The sequence below is a fragment of the Neptuniibacter sp. UBA6509 genome (genome assembly GCA_002435145.1).
In the GTDB taxonomy this organism is placed as follows: domain Bacteria; phylum Pseudomonadota; class Gammaproteobacteria; order Pseudomonadales; family Balneatricaceae; genus Neptuniibacter.
The window spans coordinates 1-19,560 of sequence record DJLT01000121.1 but is presented as its reverse complement, the minus strand read 5'-3'; the positions used below and the strand labels follow the sequence as shown (position 1 = coordinate 19,560).

The window sequence follows — 19,560 nt, the reverse complement described above, 5'->3', positions numbered from 1 at the left end:
CAGATGTTTACTAAAATCCTGATCGCCAACCGTGGAGAGATCGCATGTCGAATTATCAAAACGGCACAACGATTAGGTATAAAGTGCGTAGCGGTCTACTCTGAAGCGGATCTCAATGCTCGCCATGTCACCTTAGCTGATGAAGCCTTTCTGTTAGGTCCCTCTCCTAGCGAACAAAGCTATCTCTGTATCGATAAAATTATTGATATTTGCAAACAATCCGCCGTGCAAGCTGTGCACCCCGGTTACGGATTTTTATCAGAAAACACCCAGTTTGCCGAAGCATTAGCCGCCAACGATATTTGCTTTATTGGCCCACCCTCTTCGGCCATTGCTGCAATGGGTTCAAAGTCCATCGCAAAAGAGATCATGGCGAAAGCGAATGTTCCGATTGTGCCGGGGTATCACAGTGCAAACCAAGAGCCGAAGCAACTAAAACAAGCGTCTATTGAATGTGGCTACCCGCAACTTCTTAAAGCGGTCGCAGGGGGTGGCGGCAAAGGGATGCGGATAGTGAACTCCGCAGATGAATTTGACGCAACCTTAGATTCAACATGCCGTGAAGCACAGAAAGCCTTTGGTAATGCGGATATGTTAATCGAGCGTTACTTGACGCAAACCCGCCATGTGGAGGTGCAAGTTTTTTGTGACCAACAGGGTCAGGGGATTTATCTGGCCGAACGCGACTGTTCCCTGCAACGTCGTCATCAAAAAATAATTGAAGAAGCGCCCGCACCGGACCTAAGCGAGCAAACACGTAAAACCATCGGCGAAGCCGCTGTACGCGCAGCCCAAGCGATTAATTATGTAGGCGCTGGGACCGTTGAGTTTCTGTATAACCCCGATGGCACGTTTTACTTTATGGAGATGAACACACGGCTTCAAGTAGAACATCCTATCACCGAGATGATCACAGGCTTAGACCTTGTCGAGTGGCAGCTACGAATAGCATATGGAGAAACACTGCCTCTCACCCAAGATCAGCTCAACATTAACGGGCATGCCGTCGAGGCGCGCATCTATGCAGAAGATCCGGATAATGGCTTCCTACCTGCGACTGGTAGATTAAAATATCTATCTACGCCCGAAGAAAATGATTACCTGCGCATTGATACCGGTGTAATCCAAAACGATGAGATTAGCATCTACTACGATCCTATGATCGCAAAACTGATTACTTGGGGGGAGACGCGAGAAGCTGCTATCAACCGGATGGTCGATGCACTTAGGGGATATCGAATAGCTGGGATAAAAACCAACATCCGATTTTTACTTCAGCTAGCCAATTCACAGCCTTTTCGGCAGAAACAGATCAATACAGACTTTATAGAGAAACATCATGAGCTGTTATTTACTCACCCTCCTCAAGATCATCACTGGTTTTTAGCTATAGCCGCGACCTATTTCTCACAACGGCAGCAACAAAATGGCACAATCGAAGGAGATCACTACTCCCCTTTTAATCAGCGTAATAACTGGCGACTAAACAGTGTAGAGCCTTATGTAACAGTAATTGTCACAGACCAAGAAACCTATGAGATAGAAGTCATAATTCAAGCTGATGGCTATAACATCACGGTGGATCAAAAAAGCTATTCAATCACTGCAAAGCTAATAGTGGATCGCCTCTGCCTTAACATCGATGGTCAGCAGCTGACTGTTTATTGCTTTGAAGATAACGATCAATTAACACTCTTCTATCAAGGTCAGCAGTTTCAATGCCAGCGCCCAAGTCTCGCATTGAGTGAGCTAGATACCGCCGCAGATGGCGCTCTGGCGGCTCCCATGAATGGCGTTATCGTCGCAATCAGCGTTAAAAAAGAACAACCGGTAAAGCAAGGAGATTGCCTCATCATTATGGAAGCGATGAAAATGGAGCATAGTATTACCGCACCTTGTGATAGTGTTGTAAAAAACATTTACTTTGCTCAAGGCGATCAGGTAAACGAGGGCGCTCTACTCATTGAACTTGAATCACAAGCGTTAAACCTGACAAGCCTTGAAGATACAGATGAGAACGTTAGCAGATGACACTCCCCTCCCATGTTCGGATCGTTGAAGTAGGCCCAAGAGACGGCCTGCAAAATGAACCCGGCGAAATGATTAGCACACAGGTTAAAGTGGAGCTCATTCATCGTTTAGTCGATGCAGGTATTCAACATATTGAAACCGCTAGTTTTGTATCGCCGAAATGGGTGCCTCAGATGGCGAATTCCAAAGAGGTAATGGCTGAGATTAAGCAAAAAAAAGGGGTTTGCTACGCCGCTTTAGTACCGAACTTAACGGGTCTCAATAGAGCCATTAATGCCAACGCAACAGAGGTCGCTGTTTTCAGTGCGGCCTCTGAAAGCTTTACGCAAAAAAACATTAACTGTTCTATTTCTGAAAGCTTAAATCGTTTTTTACCGATTATCGAAGCCGCTAAAGCTAGGAACATTCCCGTTAGAGGCTATGTGTCCACCGTTCTGGGCTGCCCCTATGAGGGAGACATTTCACCCGAGCAAGTAGCCTCTGTTAGTCGAGAGATGTTAGATATGGGCTGCTACGAAATATCTTTGGGCGATACGATTGGTATCGGCACCCCTTTAAAGGCTAAAAAAATGCTTGAAGCGGTGACCGAGAAAGTGGCTATCACTCAGCTTGCAGCACATTTTCATGATACATACGGACAAGCATTGGCCAATCTCTATGCCGTACTTGAAGAGGGTATTTCCGTTATCGATACATCTGTTTCAGGCTTAGGTGGCTGCCCATACGCCCATGGCGCTTCGGGTAATGTTGCCACTGAAGATGTTCTTTATATGCTTAACGGTTTAGGTATCCACACGGATATTAATCTAGATAAATTGGTGCAAACGAGTCATTGGATCTCACAACAGTTAGGCCGCCCAAGCGCTTCCAAAGTCGCTCGTGCGATGCGTTAACCAGTTTCCCATTCACCCTTTGTGTAGACACCGCTTATGTCTAAACCTATATCTAAACCTGTATCTAAACCAATGTCTGAACCAATGACCGAATCAGTCGAGCAACACTATGAGCAAGCACTGGATGCCAAGCTCATCATAGAATCACTCCAAAAAGCGTACCCTCAAGGACCTGATATCTATCAGCTCGCACCCATAGACCAGCTTCACATTGGTGGAATTAAAGCCTCATTAAAATTGCTGGATAGAATTCAGCACCTCAATGCCAGTCGTATCCTCGATATTGGCTCTGGCCTTGGCGGATTAATGCGCTTGCTGCAATCTAATTTAACTGGACCCAAGCATTCTCAACCGCTGAATATTATCGGCGTTGATATCTGCCACCCCTTTAATCAAATAAACAGAAAGATTTCCTCAATATGCAAACAAAAGCCCCCTTCGCTTATTACTGCAGATGCTCATCACTTACCGTTTATGGAATCTCAATTTGACCTGATTATCTTTCAACATAGTCTTCTGAATATCCCGGATGATAGTGGCGTACTCAAAGAGTGTTGGCGTCTGCTTAAACCTAGTGGTCACATACTGCTACATGAGGTCATAGAAGGCACACAGCCTGAAATGATGCTCTATCCAGTACCATGGGCACGAGATGCCCAGCATTCTCACCTAATCAATGAACAACACTTAAGAGACTTGCTAAAACAGAGCCGTTTTCAACTCAGCAGCTTTGATAATTGGTCAGCGCAGGCACTTGAGTGGCGAACACGTCAAAGCGTTAAAGAACAGACGACCAGCCAGAACACTCCACCGGTTTCGCCTGCAATGATTCTCGGCCCAGAATTTAAATTGATGGGACACAACTTGATGAAAAACTTACAGAACAATGCGGCAGAAGTTGTCGAGGTGCTTGCAAAGAAGGCATCGTAAATCAGGCGGGCAAGTTCACATATAAATGATTTCTTCTATGACGCTCTCATGCCATGATAAGTAAACTGCTTGATACACTTAGCCGGTTCATCAATACCTTCACACAAATTTGAGTATCTAACTATGTCCAATTCTATTTCAAAAGAGACAAGCTGCCTTTGCGGTGATGTAAAAATTAAGGCAACAAATATCAATCCTAAATACACGGTTTGTCACTGTGAAACGTGTAGAACATGGGGTGGAGGGCCTCTATTTGCCGTTCAATGTGGAGCTGACGTTCAGTTTGAAGATACGAAGAGTCTTAAAGAGTATGATTCATCAGATTGGGCAACACGTGGATTTTGTAGCAACTGTGGCACCCACCTGTTCTATCGACTGAAAAAAACAGGAGAATACAATATGCCTGTAGGTTTATTCCCGCCGATAGAAAAGCTAGAGATGACAATGCAGTATTTTAGCGACAAACGGCCGGACAACTATTGTTTCTCAAATAAAACGCAAGAGATGACAGAAGCGGAAATACACGCCTATTTCGCAGATAGCGTCTAAGGAACCAAAAGAACCTACGAATAAGTCTATAACTCTGTGCCTAAGTGCGTTCCCGTAACGCTTTTCTGGAAAAGTTCGATCTACGGGAAGACACTTATTACAAAGTACACTGTATCAGCTGAACTATTTGCTAGAAGCGATTAAGTCATCGTTGCTGTTACGTGTTTTTAATTTACGCCCTTTACGCTTTTCAACGATTAAGGGAACACAAAGCTCATCACTGTCATAAATAACAACGCAATCTAAACACTGAAAACATTCATCATAATCGATCTTGCCGTCTGGCTCGATCGCCTGATATTCGCACTTATGCTTACAAAGCTGACAGGGCTGCCCACACTCACTTCTACGCGGTAACCACTTATAAACTCTCAGCTTACCAAAGACCGCCATGCCAGCTCCCAGCGGGCAGATATAACGACAGTAGCCTTTGTATACAAATAAGCTAAGCAGTAACAGAACCACAGCCCAAAGAACAAAGGGCCAAGACCGGTCAAACATCAAGGTAATACTGGTTTTAAACGGTTCAATCTCAACTACACTGCCCGTTAAAGGCACAGAGATCACCGCCACAATTAAAATACCCAGCAGCACGACATACTTAAGCCACTTCAACCGTGCATCTAACTTAGCAGATACTTTTAGCTGAGGAAGCTTCAGGAAGGCTAACGCTTTGCCTATCAGCTCTTGTAACGCTCCAAACGGGCAGAGCCAACCACAAAACGTACCACGTCCCCAGACAAAGAACGTCACCGCAATGTACGCCCAGAGCAAAACTGTCATAGGATCATAAAGGAAAAACTCTAAACTGCGGCCCGCCACTAGGGCTTGCAGTACACCCGTGATATTAACAATGGACAACTGTCCTTGGGCATACCAACCAATGAACACTAAGGTAAACAGCAAGTAGAGTGGGCGGAACCAACTTAAACGCTGCTTTGGCTGAGTGAGCACACTGAATTTAACCAACACAATTGTCAGAATGACCAAAGCAGACAGCAGAATGATAATGTCTGTTTTACGTCCTTCCCAAAGGCTATGCCAGGTTTTATTGTCGCCTTCAGCGGCTAGAACATATTCCTCAGGGATCGTTGATTCAAACTCAATACCTTCCGTTACCGCTTCTGGGTACAGCCAACCTTTTTGACGGGTCACATTGAGTTCAAACTCTGCAGGAAAAGCTGGATCTAACCCCGCCTGACCAATCACATGAAAAAGCTTCCATTCAAACTCTTCCAGTTCACTTGGCAGCTTTAACTTGTAATCTAATTCGAACAGGTCCAGACGATCTTCTAAATCAAAGTCACGTATCTGAATAGGTAGGTCAGCCTGATTAAGACTCAGCGTCTCTGGCACTTTCCCCCTGACAAAGTCCTCACCAACAAACGAATGACGCCCCTGACCCAATATCAAGATCAATTGGTCATTGCTGCCTACACTCTGCTGTAGATATTCCCAAGCCTCTGGCAGTAGAAGGTTTCGCCCAACGGTCGGTACAGAGACATTGGCAACATAAAGCTCGATAAACGTCTCTTGAGGCGCTTCAAGGCCCTCCTCATCTTGGCCTTCACCTATAGTGCCAACAAACTGCTTCTCTACATCTTCGTTACTAAATCTGTACTTAACAATCAGCCCTTCATCTACCAGCTCATCCCAACTCATCGACTCATAGATATCTGGTTTTATACGTGCAATAAGATCGGGATCACGCCCCTTGGCGTAACCTAATTTTTCACGCGCAACCTTTAAAGAGGAGGAAAGTAGGGATTGATTCAAAATACGTACAGAGGCCGTCGCTTTCGTGACCCCATCAATATATGCATTCGCCGTATTGCTCGCTGCCGCACGCGAAGGTTTGGCATCAATCTTTACATTCTGCATCAATGAGATGCCTGTATATTGCTTCGCGAAATCAAACAGTGGTTTTTCACCCAACCCTTCTAAGAAAACAGGCTCATGGTGTGACAAAACCTTCACTTCTAGAAAGCTTCCATCCGGATCAATAGCCACTAGTAAGTTAAATGGAATACCTGCAAATCCAGGTATCGCGGCTAAATCAATGGACTCAAATGCATAACCGACAAGTGGCGTATCAGTTGAAATCTGTTGATATAAAGGCCAGATAGGTAGTTCGCTATCTTTATCACCCACTATGTAAGGTGAGGGAAAAGCTTTCTCCATCGCCGCTTTATCCATGACGCCTGCGGCCAACAAACTACTAAATAGAAGGCAAACCAAAAAAACGCAGAATGAAAGAAATAAAGACTTGAGGGCTTTCGCGACCATCAAAAGAGAATTTAAATACAATCGTTCCAGTACAACATAGGAATTCATATCAACAACTTATTTTATTTTTATAGACGATACATTAGATAGAACTGATAAATAAAAAGAACTGAACTTTGGATCGAGCATTAGTGCCTTTGGTATAAGACCAAAAGAAAGCCCAATGCTAATTTTTCTCTTAAAAATCAAATTGCCAACGAAGGTAGCTCGATCGGAATACCTGTTTGGGAGCGTTCCTCCTCAGGTAAAATATCCAAACTGGGCCATAGCCCGTTTTGCAGACATTGGGCATAAGGTGCACTCACATGCTCTCTCTGCATATGATTAACCGTACGCTGCACATCATAAGCAAGTCGGTGCCAGCTAATATCGATACGATCTCCTACGGGCGTTATCAGCATGTACCAACCCTCAGAGGTACCATCATTAGCGGGCATGCCTATGACACCGCTATTAAGCCATACACCTTGATCTAAGCGAGTAGAAAATGGCAGGCCACAATGTCCGCCGATCATCACATCAACATCAGCGTCCCTCAATTGTTGGACTTTTAACGCAGCGGAACTACTGGGAAATATAAACTCATTAATCTGCAGGAAGCTGCCATGGACAACCATGAATCGCTTTTGATTAATACTAAAACTGAGGTTTCGCGGTAACTCAGACATCCATGCTTTATCAACTAAGGATACACGCTGATTACTATAGTTATACCACTCAATGGACAGTAACGAACAAGCGCTGTCAGCCTCAAAGCCGCAACCACAATCGAGCGAACCTTGAGCTAAAGACTCCTCACAATTCCCCATCACAACATGGATATTCCAATCACGAATCAGCGCGACAGTCTCTTCAGGTTGGGCGCAGTAGGCGACAAGGTCCCCGGAACATATAACCCGCTTCGCAGGAATACCTAAACGTTCAGTCTCCGCTTTCACAGCTTCAGTCGCAGCCAAATTACTATAAGGCCCGCCAAAGACTAATACGGGGCCATCCAGTTGACCAAGGTTCATGCTTTAGTCCTAACTTTTATCAACTATTCACAAGTGGCTGCGGCTGTTTCTGGCTTGCACCGCCCACCCAAAATAAAGCGCAGCCACCAATCATGACCGTAATACAGATCCAAAGCAGCTTGGTGTATTTATGAACCTCACCTAGCACAGCGGTATGGCCTGATGATTCAGTAAAATACAGCACCGCGCCACCCATCGCTAAGGCAAAACTAGCCACATAACTCCAAACTGGTATATCACGTCGATTGCCCCACAAGCTAAAGAAAATTACGGGGACTAAGTACATCGAAGCGGTCCCACTGACAGCCACGGCGCTAAACAGATCTTTATTACCGACGAACACCAGCAAAACGCCCAGCAACATAAAGACCGCCATCACAATCCTACCGTTGCGTAAATTCACAGACATCAGACGCATATCCAGCACCATCATTTTGGCTGAGCTTGTTAGAGTGCTGTCTAAGGTCGACATCGCAGAAATCACTAACGTGGCGCTAAACAAAAACATAGGTAACTCACCCAGCAAGCGACTTAACGCTTGATTCATATCCTCGCCACTCAGGGCATTAGCCCCAGCAATCACACCCAAAGAGCCGAAAGCTATAATGGATAAACTACTAATCCAGCCTGCGTGAATAAAGCTTCGTTTCGTGGTTTCTCTATCCGCTAAAAAGCCTCGGTCCATCATGACTGGATCATGCATGGGATAACTCCATACTTGTAGCAGCGCAACTAAAAGTAAGATAGGGCCTGGCTCGCTAATGTCGAACGGTTTAAATGCCAGAAGTTCTGCGTTGAAATGACCTCCACCTACAACGATCAACAGTAGTACGCTGAGTACAACAATAAAAACTAACATTTGGAAAAAGTCGGTACGCAACGACGCATGCAGACCGCCCAGCATTGAATAAACCAGTGTAACCATGGCTAAGCCAATAACCGCCAATGTATAAGACTGACTCCCAGCAACGCCAAATAAGATCCCTATAACGAGAAGGTTAGCGAAGACCTCACTCACCAAACGAACGCCCACCACAAAGTTATAGCAACGACTCCCCCAATAACCAAACCGATCCTTTAAGAAAGACTGAACACTGTCGTAACCCTGCTCGAAGCGCAAATGATCAATAATCCGCCCCCCCGTAAGAAAGGACAAATAATAGGCGGCGTAGGCGAGTGTGCCCCAAACACCGTAGTAAAAGCCTAAAATTGCCGCATTTAATAGCGAACGGGCAAATATCCACGTAGTGACTTGTGAAAAGATCAAGGTCAAAAGGCCTGGAGCCGCACCATCAGCTTCCTTGCCTTTAAAAAAGCTACTTTCACTATCGACTTTACGGGATATTACGATAGAAATAAGCGCCAAACTTGACACCAAAAACGCTAACCAAAGTTCCATTAAAAAATTCATTCAATCGATAGAGAGGGTGATATTCAAATTCAGACAACCATATAGATAGCTAGTTCCCAAAAACCAATAACCTTTGATTAAGAAGCACTTACTTCTCTTTATCGTGATCTTGATCTTGATCTTGATCTTGATCTTGATCTTGATCTTAAGATAATTAATCGAAGCAGTTTAAGGCATTGAATTTGTATTCCTAATTTAGAGGAATTAATTTATAAATTTAAAAGAAAAATTTGCATATACGCATATACTTAAATAATGACCATGAGAACTGAGAACTAATGATGTCCGACAAGCTCGTTATTTTTGCTGAAGAAAGTTCAGATGTTACCAACCTTCCAGATGCAAAAAATACGTTACGCCCATGGAAAGTCCTCGTCGTAGATGATGATCAAGATGTACATGAGGTCACCAAGTTTGGTCTAAAAGGACTGACGTTTTTAAACCAGCCTTTAGAGCTGCTGCATGCGTTTTCTGCAGCGGAAGCGCTGAAAGTGCTGCAATCCACTCCAAATATTGCAGTTGTTCTGTTAGATGTAGTCATGGAGACCGATCATGCGGGGCTAGATTTAGTTCACATTATCAGGGAAGAACTCCAGCTCAAAAATACACGAATTGTCTTACGTACAGGGCAACCTGGATACGCCCCTGAAATCGAGATCATTCAAAAATATGATATTAATGACTACAAAAACAAAGCAGATCTAACCCGTACGCGTCTCTTCACCACTGTAACCTCTGCCATTCGCTCTTACTCTGAAATTACAACTCTCGATACAAGCAGAAAAGGCTTAGAGCGGATTGTACTTGCCTCCAGTGCACTTATTACGTTGCACGGTACTAGAGAGCTTGCAAATGGCATCATCACTCAGTTAGCCGCTCTCCTTTCAATAGCAGCAGAGGGAATGATCTGCTTTAAACAGAATACTGATACACACACCGAGGAAGAGGAAGAATTCAGTATTGTTGCAGCATCGGGAGATCTTGATCCCCCCTCCCACGATGCAATCATTCTTGATAATAATGGAAACGTTCAAGCGATGCTGGTTGAAGCAGCATCTAAGCGCCGCTCGATAAAAAATGAATACGCATGTGTACTCTTTTTCCCTAGCGAATGTGGTAACGACATGTTTCTCTATCTGGATATACAGCGTCCATTGATAGAAACCGAGGAACAACTGCTTGAAGTTTTTTGCAGCAATATCTCTGTTTGTTTAGACAACGCTTCTATACTCGACCGTCTTCATAACTATGCGTATTTTGACTCACTACTCGATATTCCCAACCGAGTATCTCTGGCTAAGCATATTGACCAAGTGATGCTCGAAAAAATAGAAAACCAAGCCATTGTTTTAATCGACATCGATCATTTTAGCGAAGTTAATGACACCTTAGGCACAGATTCCGGAGACGAGCTTTTACGCTTAGTAGCCAACCGCTTAAGAGAAAAACTACCTGAGGACGTATTCATCTTTCGTGTTTCAGGTGACACCTTTGGATTACTAGGCCCGCAGCAACTCACCACTCCCAGCGAGATTAATAAAATCCTATTGCAGCCATTTGACCTCTTTGGCGATGACTTAACTATATCGACTACTCAAGGCATCTACATACTCAAAGATGCCAACATAAGTGGCACGAATGTTATAAAACGCGCCAATATTGCTCTGAAACGAGCGAAGACGGTTGTCAGAGGGGAATCGGTTGAATACACCCATGAGATGGAGCGCGAAACCCACCAACGCATGTTGTTACTGCAAGGTTTGCGTAAAGCTCATGCTGAAAGCGAACTCTATTTAGCTTATCAGCCCCAAGTAGATATACGCACAGGAAAAGTAAATGGTCTAGAAGCGCTAATGCGTTGGAAAACCAAAACCGGAACCATGATTACACCGGACCAGTTCATTCCTGTTGCTGAAAGCTCAGGGCTTATCATCCCTCTTGGCGAGTGGGTTATAGATACAGCCCTCAGAGATATAGAATATTTAGAGAAACGCTACAATCAGCAACTCCAAATAGGCATCAACATCTCTCCTGCACAGTTTAGGCACCCTAATTTTTTGCAAATGCTACAAGAAAAGTTAGATAAATTTCCTCTACCCGCCGAGCAGATTGAATTTGAGGTGACTGAATCTGTTGCCATGATGGATACCGATAAAGTAAGAGACATCCTTCAAGTCATTCATAATTCCGGCGCACGCGTAGCCATCGATGACTTTGGTACAGGCTTTTCCTGTTTAAGCTATTTAGAAACACTTAATTTTGATCGACTTAAAATTGATAAATCCTTCATTGATAAAATGCTTAGCCAATCAACAGGCACCCATATCCCAGAAATGATTATCAACTTAGGCAAAGATCTCAAGATGGACGTTATTGCTGAAGGTGTAGAAACCGAAGAGCAGATTCAACGTCTCAAAGCGCTTTCATGCTTTGAAGTACAAGGTTACTTCTTTGCGAAGCCAATGGAACTAACCCAATTGGAACAATGGCTGCAAAATCGTCCTGCTTAATTTCGGGTGGCTTAATCATGTTAGATTCAAATCACAAGTTAAGTAAGTTTGGTTTCATCACGTTATTCCTCTCTCTCATGCTTGGCTGTTCAGAAGAGCCTGTTAAATTAGGTTTTATCGGAGGAATGACAGGCCGTGTCGCGGATTTAGGCACGGGAGGCAGAAACGGTGTGACTCTAGCCATTGAAGAGCAAAATGCACGTGGTGGTATCAATGGCCAGCCTATCAGCATTGTTTATAAAGATGATAAGCAGGACCCAGTACTGGCTAGCTCATTAGTCAAAGAACTCATTGAGAGTGATGTAAATGCCATTATCGGTCCGATGACCAGCGCTATCGCAACAGTAAGTGTAGAACATATAAACAAAGCCCAAAAAGTCATGATGGCCTGCACAGTAACAACCGACCGTTTAACTGGGCTTGATGACTATTTTATCCGAAATGTAGCGGACCTTTCCTCCCATGCAAGTCACATGGGAAGTTTCATCTCCCAGAAATACCCCGCTGCAATTAGGGCAGCCGCAGTCATGGATCTCAGTAATGAGGCCTATACACGTGCTTGGCTCGAATGGTTTCAACATAGCTATGAGAAGAACGGCGGAAAACTAATATCTACCGCCACTTTCAATTCAACAAAAGATACCGCCTTTTCTGACATAGTTCTCAGCATTATGGCCGAAAAGCCTCAGGTTATTTTGTTATCAGTCAATGCAGTTGATGCGGCTCTTCTCATTAAACAAATCAAACAAGTGGACCCAAATACTATTATTGTCGCCTCTAATTGGGCGGGGACAGATCGGCTGATCCAGCTTAGCGGTCAATATGCTGAAGGGACCTACGCTCCTAAATACGTGGATATTAATAGTAGCGCCCCGCAATTTCTTAAGTTTAAAAAGAATTACCTAAAGCGTTTTAAAGCCAGCCCTACTTTCCCCTCCATCTACTGCTACGACGCCACAAGAATGCTGTTAAGCGCACTCATGAAAGACCGCAATATAGAACGTTTAAAAACAAACTTACTTAACCTAGGCGAGTTCCAAGGCGTACAGGGCTCCCTAAAAATAGATAAGCACGGGGATGGGCAAAGTAAGGTATTTATTAGTCAAATAAAGAACGGTCAGTTTGAGTTAGTGGATTGACCTTATGACGAATAAAAAAAGTTGGCCTCTACGCACAATTTTAACAACCCAGTTCCTTATCGTCGCGATCATACCTCTGCTTATCGCCAGCCTCCTTTCAATTATTCTACTCGTTCCTAAAATCAACCATAATCATCACCTTAGCCAACTGACACTATTAGAATCTATATCTGCACAAGTCATAAGCTATCTTGATAATGCCGCATCCGACTTAAACGTATTAGCCAAATTCTCTAGACAAAGATACGAACTATTCGATGAAAAACATGCTTTCCTTGACATTTACACAAATAGCCAAACCTATTTCTCTACCATTTACCTAACAAACAGCTCAGGTTTGATTACTAATATCGGCTTGCCTAACAACCGCCAACAACTCCGGCAGAACTTCATCGCACTAGATATTAGTCAAAATAGTTTCTATAAAAACGTACAAAACAGCAGCCAAGCCATATGGTCGAATACGTTTCTATCCGCGGTCACAGGCAGGCTATCAATCGCTTATTCAAGGCCATTTTTTTCTGGCGCTATCACTGGAGAAATTTCAATTGAAGAGTTCCCAAATTTAGTCAGTGATTTAGCTGTGCAGCACAATGTTACGGTTATGATTTTAGATCGAAATCGACAGTTAATTGCCCACCCCGATGTATCTCTCAGCCACCAGCAAATCAATCTTTCAAATCTAAAACTGGTGCAGCAAGCAGATCATGGAGAAGATATCAGCTTACCTTTTACCTTCAACAATAAAGAATACATCGGTACCCCTTCCATCATCCCAGGCTTAAACTGGATGCTCATAACCGCACAACCCCGAACTGAAGTAGAAGCGGAGAAGTCAGCAATTTATGACATTTTATTTATAGCGATCATTACCAGCATCGCCTCAGCTGGGTTCATTGCAATGTTACTTGCTCGCGAGTTCCTATCAGGTTTTGCCCAAGTCGCTCTGCAAGCCCAAGCGGTGGCTTCAGGCAGATACGAAACCAATTCCAATAAATCTAAAATCAGAGAGGTTCAGCGCCTCACCAACAATCTAAGCAAAATGAGTGCCGCCATTGAGGCCCGTGAGCATGAGGTCGCAAAACTCAATCAGGAACTTGAGCGAAGAGTAGAAGAACGTACAGAAGACCTAAAACAGAGTAATCACGAGCTAGAACTAACCCTTCAAGATCTTCAATTAACTCAAGACCAGTTAGTTCAATCAGAAAAGCTATCAGCGCTGGGGGCATTAGTAGCGGGGGTATCTCATGAACTCAATACGCCTATTGGAAATAGCCAAATGACCTCCTCAACATTGAGTTCAAGCGTTCGGGATATTGCAGCACGAGTTAAAAGCAATAATCTAACCCAAACAAGCTTTAATGATTTCATAGATGAAATGGAGCAAGGGACGCTCATTATAGAACGAAACCTCTATCGTGCTTCTGAGCTAATTCACAGCTTCAAGCAAGTTGCCGTAGACCAAGCCAGTTCAAAAAAACGTCAATTTGACCTTAACCAACATATCCATGATGTACTGACAACGCTTCACCCCATGATTAAAAAAGCCAAGATTCATGTTGATGCAGACATACCAGAGAATATTAAAATTGAAAGTTTTCCAGGTGCGATATCCCAAGTCATAACGAATTTAATTCAAAACTCTATCATTCATGGATTTGAAGGCCGTACCGATGGAAAGATTACTATTTCGGCACGCGAAACCGATGACAAGCATGTCCAAATTACAGTCGAGGATAATGGTAAAGGTATAGATAGCAACATAAAGAACAGTATCTACGATCCATTTTTCACCACTAAAAGTGGGAGTGGTGGCAGTGGTTTAGGCCTTCACATTGTGCATAATTTGACCACCAAAGTGCTAAAGGGGAAAGTTCATGTGGAAAGCGAACTAGGCAAGGGTACAAAAACAATCTTAAATCTTCCTGAGAATATTTAAGAAATATCATTTAAAAGCAGTAAACGTCACAGGCTCCTTAATCGTAGAAACCTGAACTTGACCTGACATTCATTTTCCGCTCTCGACACATTCCAAACATCGTTCCAACTTCTGTTTGGTGCCAAAAGCAGACTTTTAATGATGCGCGCTGATGTCGACTGAAAGCTAGTTGTTTCACTATTAGTGAGAGACTAATGTAGGTACAAAACTACTTGCAACAAATTACGTTATGGACATACAGTCAGCGATTGATACTGGAAAGTACAAGTCCCAGACGATAGAGTGTTTGATGCATTTATTGAAGTCATAGTTTGTTAAAAAACCATATGGACCTATTTTATTTATTCTACGAGTTACGAGAATTGATACTATAACAATGAATATGAAACAACCGGTATCTGAAGAGGGTTTTCACTCCGCTTGCCGACGCCTAATCAACTGCAATCTCTTTCAACATATGATCCTAACGTTGATCGTTATTAACGCTATTACCCTTGGGTTGGAGACGGTTCCGGCTATCATGAACCGTTATGGTGTTCCGATCTTGATACTTGACCGTGTAATTTTGACTGTCTTTGTTTTTGAGATTTTACTTCGGCTTTTCGTTTATAGGTTGAAGTTTTTCCGTGACCCTTGGAGTCTGTTCGATTTCTTGGTAGTGACTATTGCACTAATGCCGTCCACCGGACCGTTCTCTGTATTGAGAGCGTTACGTGTACTTAGGGTATTACGAATCTTATCGATCGTACCATCCATGCGACGAGTGGTTGGCGCACTGTTAGCTTCTATTCCAGGGCTATCATCAATCGCCTTAGTATTGCTGCTAATCTACTATGTGTTTGCGGTTATTGCTACCAATCTATTTGGCAGCGCGTTTCCAGAATGGTTTGGAAGCATTGGCGCCTCGCTTTATACCCTGTTTCAGATTATGACATTAGAAAGCTGGTCCATGGGAATCTCTCGACCGGTAATGGAAACCTACCCTTATGCTTGGGCGTTTTTTATTCCATTCATCCTAATAGCAACATTTACCATGCTTAATTTATTTATTGCGATCATCGTAAATGCCATGCAGACTTTCACCGAAATAGAGACCAAAACCACCGTTGGTGCGGTTGATCAGGCACGTGATCATATAGAAGCGGATATGCACGCGGAGATGAAGGAGCTGCGTGCTGAGATAGGTGAACTAAAACATCTGTTGCAAGAACGGAATAGACGCTGCTAGCGCAATATAATGGGATCACCTATCAACAACTATCGTACAATAGCCGAGTATTGAATAGATATTGACAAAACACGTGCGCTCAACTGAGTTAATACAAACTGTTTCTACCAAATCCCAGCATTTCTAGCCAGCCACCGTGCAAGCATAGTTCAGATGGCAGCAGGTTGGTCTACATATCGAACAGAAAATTAAAACAATAGGATCAATCAAAAGCTCACTGCGTTAGATTTAAATCGATGTAAAACAGATTTATTTCTGTTCACAGCCCTTACTGTCGCTATCATCCCGTTAGCAATGTATTCATCAAAGACTCTTCCTCAAGTAGCGCTAGTGCGGATGCAATCCTAGCAGAAAACATTCTGTTATCTGAATAACCAGCCTTTCCTCAGTTATGGGCGCCATACACCTTATCTAGAAAAGTTAAAGGATTGGTTCAAAGATCACAATATTCAACAGAATATTAAGGCAGAAATTGATGACAGTGCTTTGTTAAAAGTACTTGGGCAATCCGGAGAAGGGTATTTCTCAGCACCTACATTTATAGCAGAAGAAATATGTGAGCAGTATGGTGTAAAAGTGATTGGTGTGGTTAACAGCATTACAGAAGATTTGTACGCAATTTACAGGGATAGCAGCCTGATAAACCCGGGCCTTGAAGAGTTACTAAATTTTAAACCAGAGAACTCGTACCATTTTTTGCCTTCATATTTAATTCTCGGTAAAAAGCAATCTTTTGAATAATGGGGTGAATTCTCAACGTAGTGCTGACCGCAATCTCTCAAAATCATATCTAGGTAGTCAACCGAGCCGAGGCACTCACTGTCATTATATAGAGACTCGCGAATGAACTCTGATCGTGACGTTGACCAGAATTGAGTATCTGCTAGATGAAGCTCACCTGAATATATTTTGTGCGACTCTATGAACTCATCAATTTCTTCAGGGCTATCATTTAGTCTTAGCTGCCTGAATAAATTTTGCTTATCTTGATCGTAATATTCCATGTTATTTCTCCGTTTTTTTTCAAATATTATTAGATAATTTCTTAATAAAATAATGCAATTTTTTTCGGAACGGCATTAAGTAAAAACGGAATGAATTAATCCAGCATTGACTGTCAAAGTAGTTATTTGGAGGAGCTATGTTGAACAGAAAAATTATCGATTTTTCTTGTGTCAGCAGAAGCCCGAGAGCGCTTTTGAGTCAAATCGCCGAGTGACAATATAGAAGGAACTCTAGCCTATGTTTTTGGAAATCCATCCATGGTGGACGATATAGTGGATCAGCTCGGGCGCATTGGTCTATCAACATCGCAGATTAAACGTGAAAAGCACATCTGGTCACGGCTTTAGGTCCAGATACTGATAGGGGGATCGTTAGAAATCGCCTGCGCGATCTCTCTGCCGGTAACTATACCAGTAATTTCATCGTAAGCGTCTACGATAGGCACAACTGATAGGTTATAACGGGACATCACTTCGGCGATCCTCCTGATACTGGTGACAGGTTCTGCCGTGATAACTTTTTCGAATTCCCATGAGTTAAGGCTTGTGATCCTTAAGTTAAGTTGTTCATTGGGATTGTTCAGTAATTTTTCAGTGATTGCCTTGTCAGAGAAAAGCCCGGTAATGCAGTTTTTATCATTAATGACGGGAAGGGCATCAAGCTGGCTATAGTGTAAGGTATCAAGTGCTTCAAAGGCTGTTTGAGTATCCTTCAATACTATGAAATCTTTCTGCATAATTTCGTAAGCATGTTTGAGCTCGTCTCTAGGCTTTGCATCGATTAAATCTCGGTAAGCCTCTAAAGCATTATTGTTAGGAACATATTCTTTGTTAATACGTGATTTTGACTGCGGATACTTCATTTCAGGATCGGGCCTAAGTGAAGCGGCAGAAGGCTCAATAGGGTTAACTTTATATAATTCCTCAAGCGTATTCCTGAAAACTCGACGATCATACTCGTATATAGAGAACATAAAATACTCCTGCCTTTTTATTCATTTGCTTAAAAAGCTTCTTTTACTTGTGACCCAAAGGATGTTTAAAAGTTTTGCTAATTTAAAAAATCTAAATATTAATCCCAAAAAACCTGTCATTTTTCTGTATTTTTTTTGTTTTCATAGTTTCTAATATAGAAACGTTTTTTAGCTTTTTTACTAGGCATTAGGTGGCTGCCCAAGGATATTGCAAATGAAACACGTTAATGAAAACTTGGTTAAACGCGTTCACGAAAAGATTTTAAGATTTGGTAAGCGACTAAACAATCGCCACTATTTCTTAGGAGGGCTATATGCTCATAAAAGCGGTGATGGCTTTGTTGTTACAGTCTCAGATGCATACAATTTAGTGAAGCTAAACTTTGGTAGCCGTTTACAGTGTGAATTTGTATCAAATGAAAAAGAATATATGTTCTTAAGAAAAGTTAAAAAACTAGACAGACAATATTAGTGGGTAATTCACGGGAAGTGAAGTGATCAGAATTAAGGCAGATTCTTCTCACTTTCACAAAATTAGCATGTCCGCTTTGTGTTAGCTGACCTACTCTAGGTCCATCAAAGCGGCTGCTTTCACAAAGCGGACACCTGGGCTAGATCAAATCAGACAGCCACTGCTGTCAGATCCAGTCCAAATGAATACATCCCTTAATTCACACACACCTGATTGCGACCGAGCTTTTTAGCCTGATACAGAGCCTTATCTGCTCGATCAAACAACTGTTCAATCGTTGTATCCTCCGCTCCAAGATGGGTCACTCCAATACTGACGGTTACTTTAATACCATGAGAAAAAGATATACTTTCCACCTGCTGGCGAATGACTTCGGCCTTCGCTTCAGCAACATCAATAGGACAGTAACCAAGCAGAAAAGCAAACTCTTCACCGCCGTATCTCGCAGCGATATCTTCCTTTCGACATGCACTTAATAATTCAGTTGCCATGCGTGCAAGCACACTATCGCCGACTAAATGGCCGTGTTGATCATTTATATTCTTAAAATAATCGATATCCAGCATTAAGATACTGATAGGCGTTCCATGCCTTGCTGCATTAGCCATTCGCTGTTCAGCTGCTTCAAGCAGATAGTAGCGATTGTATAGCCCTGTAAGCTGGTCCTTAAGCGCCATCTCTTGCAGCATGTCCCTTTGCTGCTTCAATGTTATATGTGTGTTTACACGCGCCAGAACCGTCAAAGGCCTTACAGGCTTAGTGATATAATCCACAGCACCGAGTTGTAATCCTAGTTGCTCATTTCCCTCATCATCTCTAGCCGTCACAAAGATGACAGGGATATCTCGAGTGTGTAGTTGCGACTTCAGCTGCTTACACACCTCGTGCCCCCCTAAATCAGGCATCTCAATATCAAGAAGAATTAAATCGGGAGCGGGGTCAGAAACGGCCAGCGCCAAAAATAGCAATTTGCGGTTCGTTCTCAGTCGCAAGAGAACGCGGAGGCTCCATCAGCTGGATGGCTAATACCGCGTATCTCTTCATCAAAGATTCCTTTTAACAAAAAGGTATAAATTTAGCTTCCTAGCCTCTAAAGTACTTAGGTCGCCTACCGACAGAAAGCAGCTTCTTTGAGGCTTTATGCTTCGCTACAGAAATTTACTAAAGATCATAACTAATAC

The 19,560-nt window shown here is 43.0% G+C and carries 15 protein-coding genes and 1 pseudogene; 10 read left to right on the top strand and 6 right to left on the bottom strand.

The window, feature by feature from the left end; all coding sequences use genetic code 11:
• Positions 1-3: 3 nt before the first annotated feature.
• The 4 genes from B4K11_RS16215 (at position 4) to B4K11_RS16200 (ending at position 4,403) form a co-directional block, all read left to right on the top strand.
• The gene (locus B4K11_RS16215; RefSeq protein WP_292953701.1) at positions 4-2,031 is read left to right on the top strand and encodes an acetyl-CoA carboxylase biotin carboxylase subunit; all 2,028 of its coding nucleotides are present in this window, start codon (positions 4-6) and stop codon (positions 2,029-2,031) included.
• Positions 2,028-2,924, top strand: a complete 897-nt coding sequence (locus B4K11_RS16210; protein ID WP_292953698.1) for a hydroxymethylglutaryl-CoA lyase — start codon at positions 2,028-2,030, stop codon at positions 2,922-2,924. Before B4K11_RS16215 ends, B4K11_RS16210 begins: the two co-directional genes overlap by 4 nt.
• A 36-nt stretch (positions 2,925-2,960) precedes the next feature.
• Positions 2,961-3,854 (top strand): class I SAM-dependent methyltransferase, encoded by an 894-nt coding sequence (locus B4K11_RS16205; RefSeq protein ID WP_292953695.1) that lies wholly within the window; start codon positions 2,961-2,963, stop codon positions 3,852-3,854.
• Between the two features lie 123 nt (positions 3,855-3,977).
• Complete coding sequence (locus B4K11_RS16200) at positions 3,978-4,403, top strand: GFA family protein (RefSeq protein WP_292953692.1); 426 nt, start codon at positions 3,978-3,980, stop codon at positions 4,401-4,403.
• Between the two features lie 123 nt (positions 4,404-4,526).
• Here the strand turns inward: B4K11_RS16200 and B4K11_RS16195 are convergent, their stop codons facing one another.
• From B4K11_RS16195 to B4K11_RS16185, 3 genes are all read right to left on the bottom strand, one after another.
• A complete protein-coding gene (locus B4K11_RS16195; protein ID WP_292953689.1) occupies positions 4,527-6,737 on the bottom strand; it encodes a 4Fe-4S binding protein in 2,211 nt (736 codons plus the stop codon).
• 137 nt (positions 6,738-6,874) lie between these two features.
• On the bottom strand, positions 6,875-7,702 hold the full coding sequence (locus B4K11_RS16190) for a metallophosphoesterase family protein (protein WP_292953686.1): 828 nt from the start codon (positions 7,700-7,702) through the stop codon (positions 6,875-6,877).
• Positions 7,703-7,721: 19 nt separating this feature from the next.
• A complete protein-coding gene (locus tag B4K11_RS16185; RefSeq protein ID WP_292953683.1) occupies positions 7,722-9,101 on the bottom strand; it encodes a sodium:proline symporter in 1,380 nt (459 codons plus the stop codon).
• A 290-nt stretch (positions 9,102-9,391) separates the two neighbouring features.
• Here B4K11_RS16185 and B4K11_RS16180 point away from each other — a divergent pair, with 290 nt between their 5' ends.
• From B4K11_RS16180 to B4K11_RS16160, 5 genes and pseudogenes are all read left to right on the top strand, one after another.
• On the top strand, positions 9,392-11,623 hold the full coding sequence (locus tag B4K11_RS16180) for an EAL domain-containing protein (protein WP_292953680.1): 2,232 nt from the start codon (positions 9,392-9,394) through the stop codon (positions 11,621-11,623).
• A 17-nt stretch (positions 11,624-11,640) separates the two neighbouring features.
• The gene (locus tag B4K11_RS16175; protein ID WP_292953677.1) at positions 11,641-12,762 is read left to right on the top strand and encodes an ABC transporter substrate-binding protein; all 1,122 of its coding nucleotides are present in this window, start codon (positions 11,641-11,643) and stop codon (positions 12,760-12,762) included.
• A 4-nt stretch (positions 12,763-12,766) separates the two neighbouring features.
• Positions 12,767-14,701 (top strand): sensor histidine kinase, encoded by a 1,935-nt coding sequence (locus B4K11_RS16170; RefSeq protein WP_292953674.1) that lies wholly within the window; start codon positions 12,767-12,769, stop codon positions 14,699-14,701.
• Between the two features lie 376 nt (positions 14,702-15,077).
• Complete coding sequence (locus B4K11_RS16165) at positions 15,078-15,929, top strand: ion transporter (protein ID WP_292953671.1); 852 nt, start codon at positions 15,078-15,080, stop codon at positions 15,927-15,929.
• Between the two features lie 366 nt (positions 15,930-16,295).
• Positions 16,296-16,589: pseudogene (locus B4K11_RS16160) on the top strand (LysR substrate-binding domain-containing protein); the annotation flags it as partial.
• On the opposite strand, the gene B4K11_RS16155 reads toward B4K11_RS16160, so the two are convergent.
• Entirely contained in the window at positions 16,550-16,933 is a 384-nt protein-coding gene (locus tag B4K11_RS16155; protein WP_292953668.1) for a DUF2789 family protein, read from the bottom strand. The pseudogene B4K11_RS16160 and the gene B4K11_RS16155 overlap by 40 nt on opposite strands.
• 344 nt (positions 16,934-17,277) lie before the next feature.
• Positions 17,278-17,907, bottom strand: a complete 630-nt coding sequence (locus B4K11_RS16150) for an HPP family protein (RefSeq protein WP_292953665.1) — start codon at positions 17,905-17,907, stop codon at positions 17,278-17,280.
• 214 nt (positions 17,908-18,121) lie between these two features.
• Here B4K11_RS16150 and B4K11_RS16145 point away from each other — a divergent pair, with 214 nt between their 5' ends.
• Positions 18,122-18,379 carry a DUF3081 family protein gene (locus B4K11_RS16145; protein WP_292953662.1) on the top strand — a complete coding sequence of 86 codons (258 nt, stop codon included), beginning with the start codon at positions 18,122-18,124 and terminating at the stop codon, positions 18,377-18,379.
• A gap of 194 nt (positions 18,380-18,573) precedes the next feature.
• Here B4K11_RS16145 and B4K11_RS16140 read toward each other — a convergent pair whose 3' ends face one another.
• Complete coding sequence (locus tag B4K11_RS16140) at positions 18,574-19,338, bottom strand: diguanylate cyclase (RefSeq protein ID WP_292953735.1); 765 nt, start codon at positions 19,336-19,338, stop codon at positions 18,574-18,576.
• Positions 19,339-19,560 lie beyond the last annotated feature (222 nt).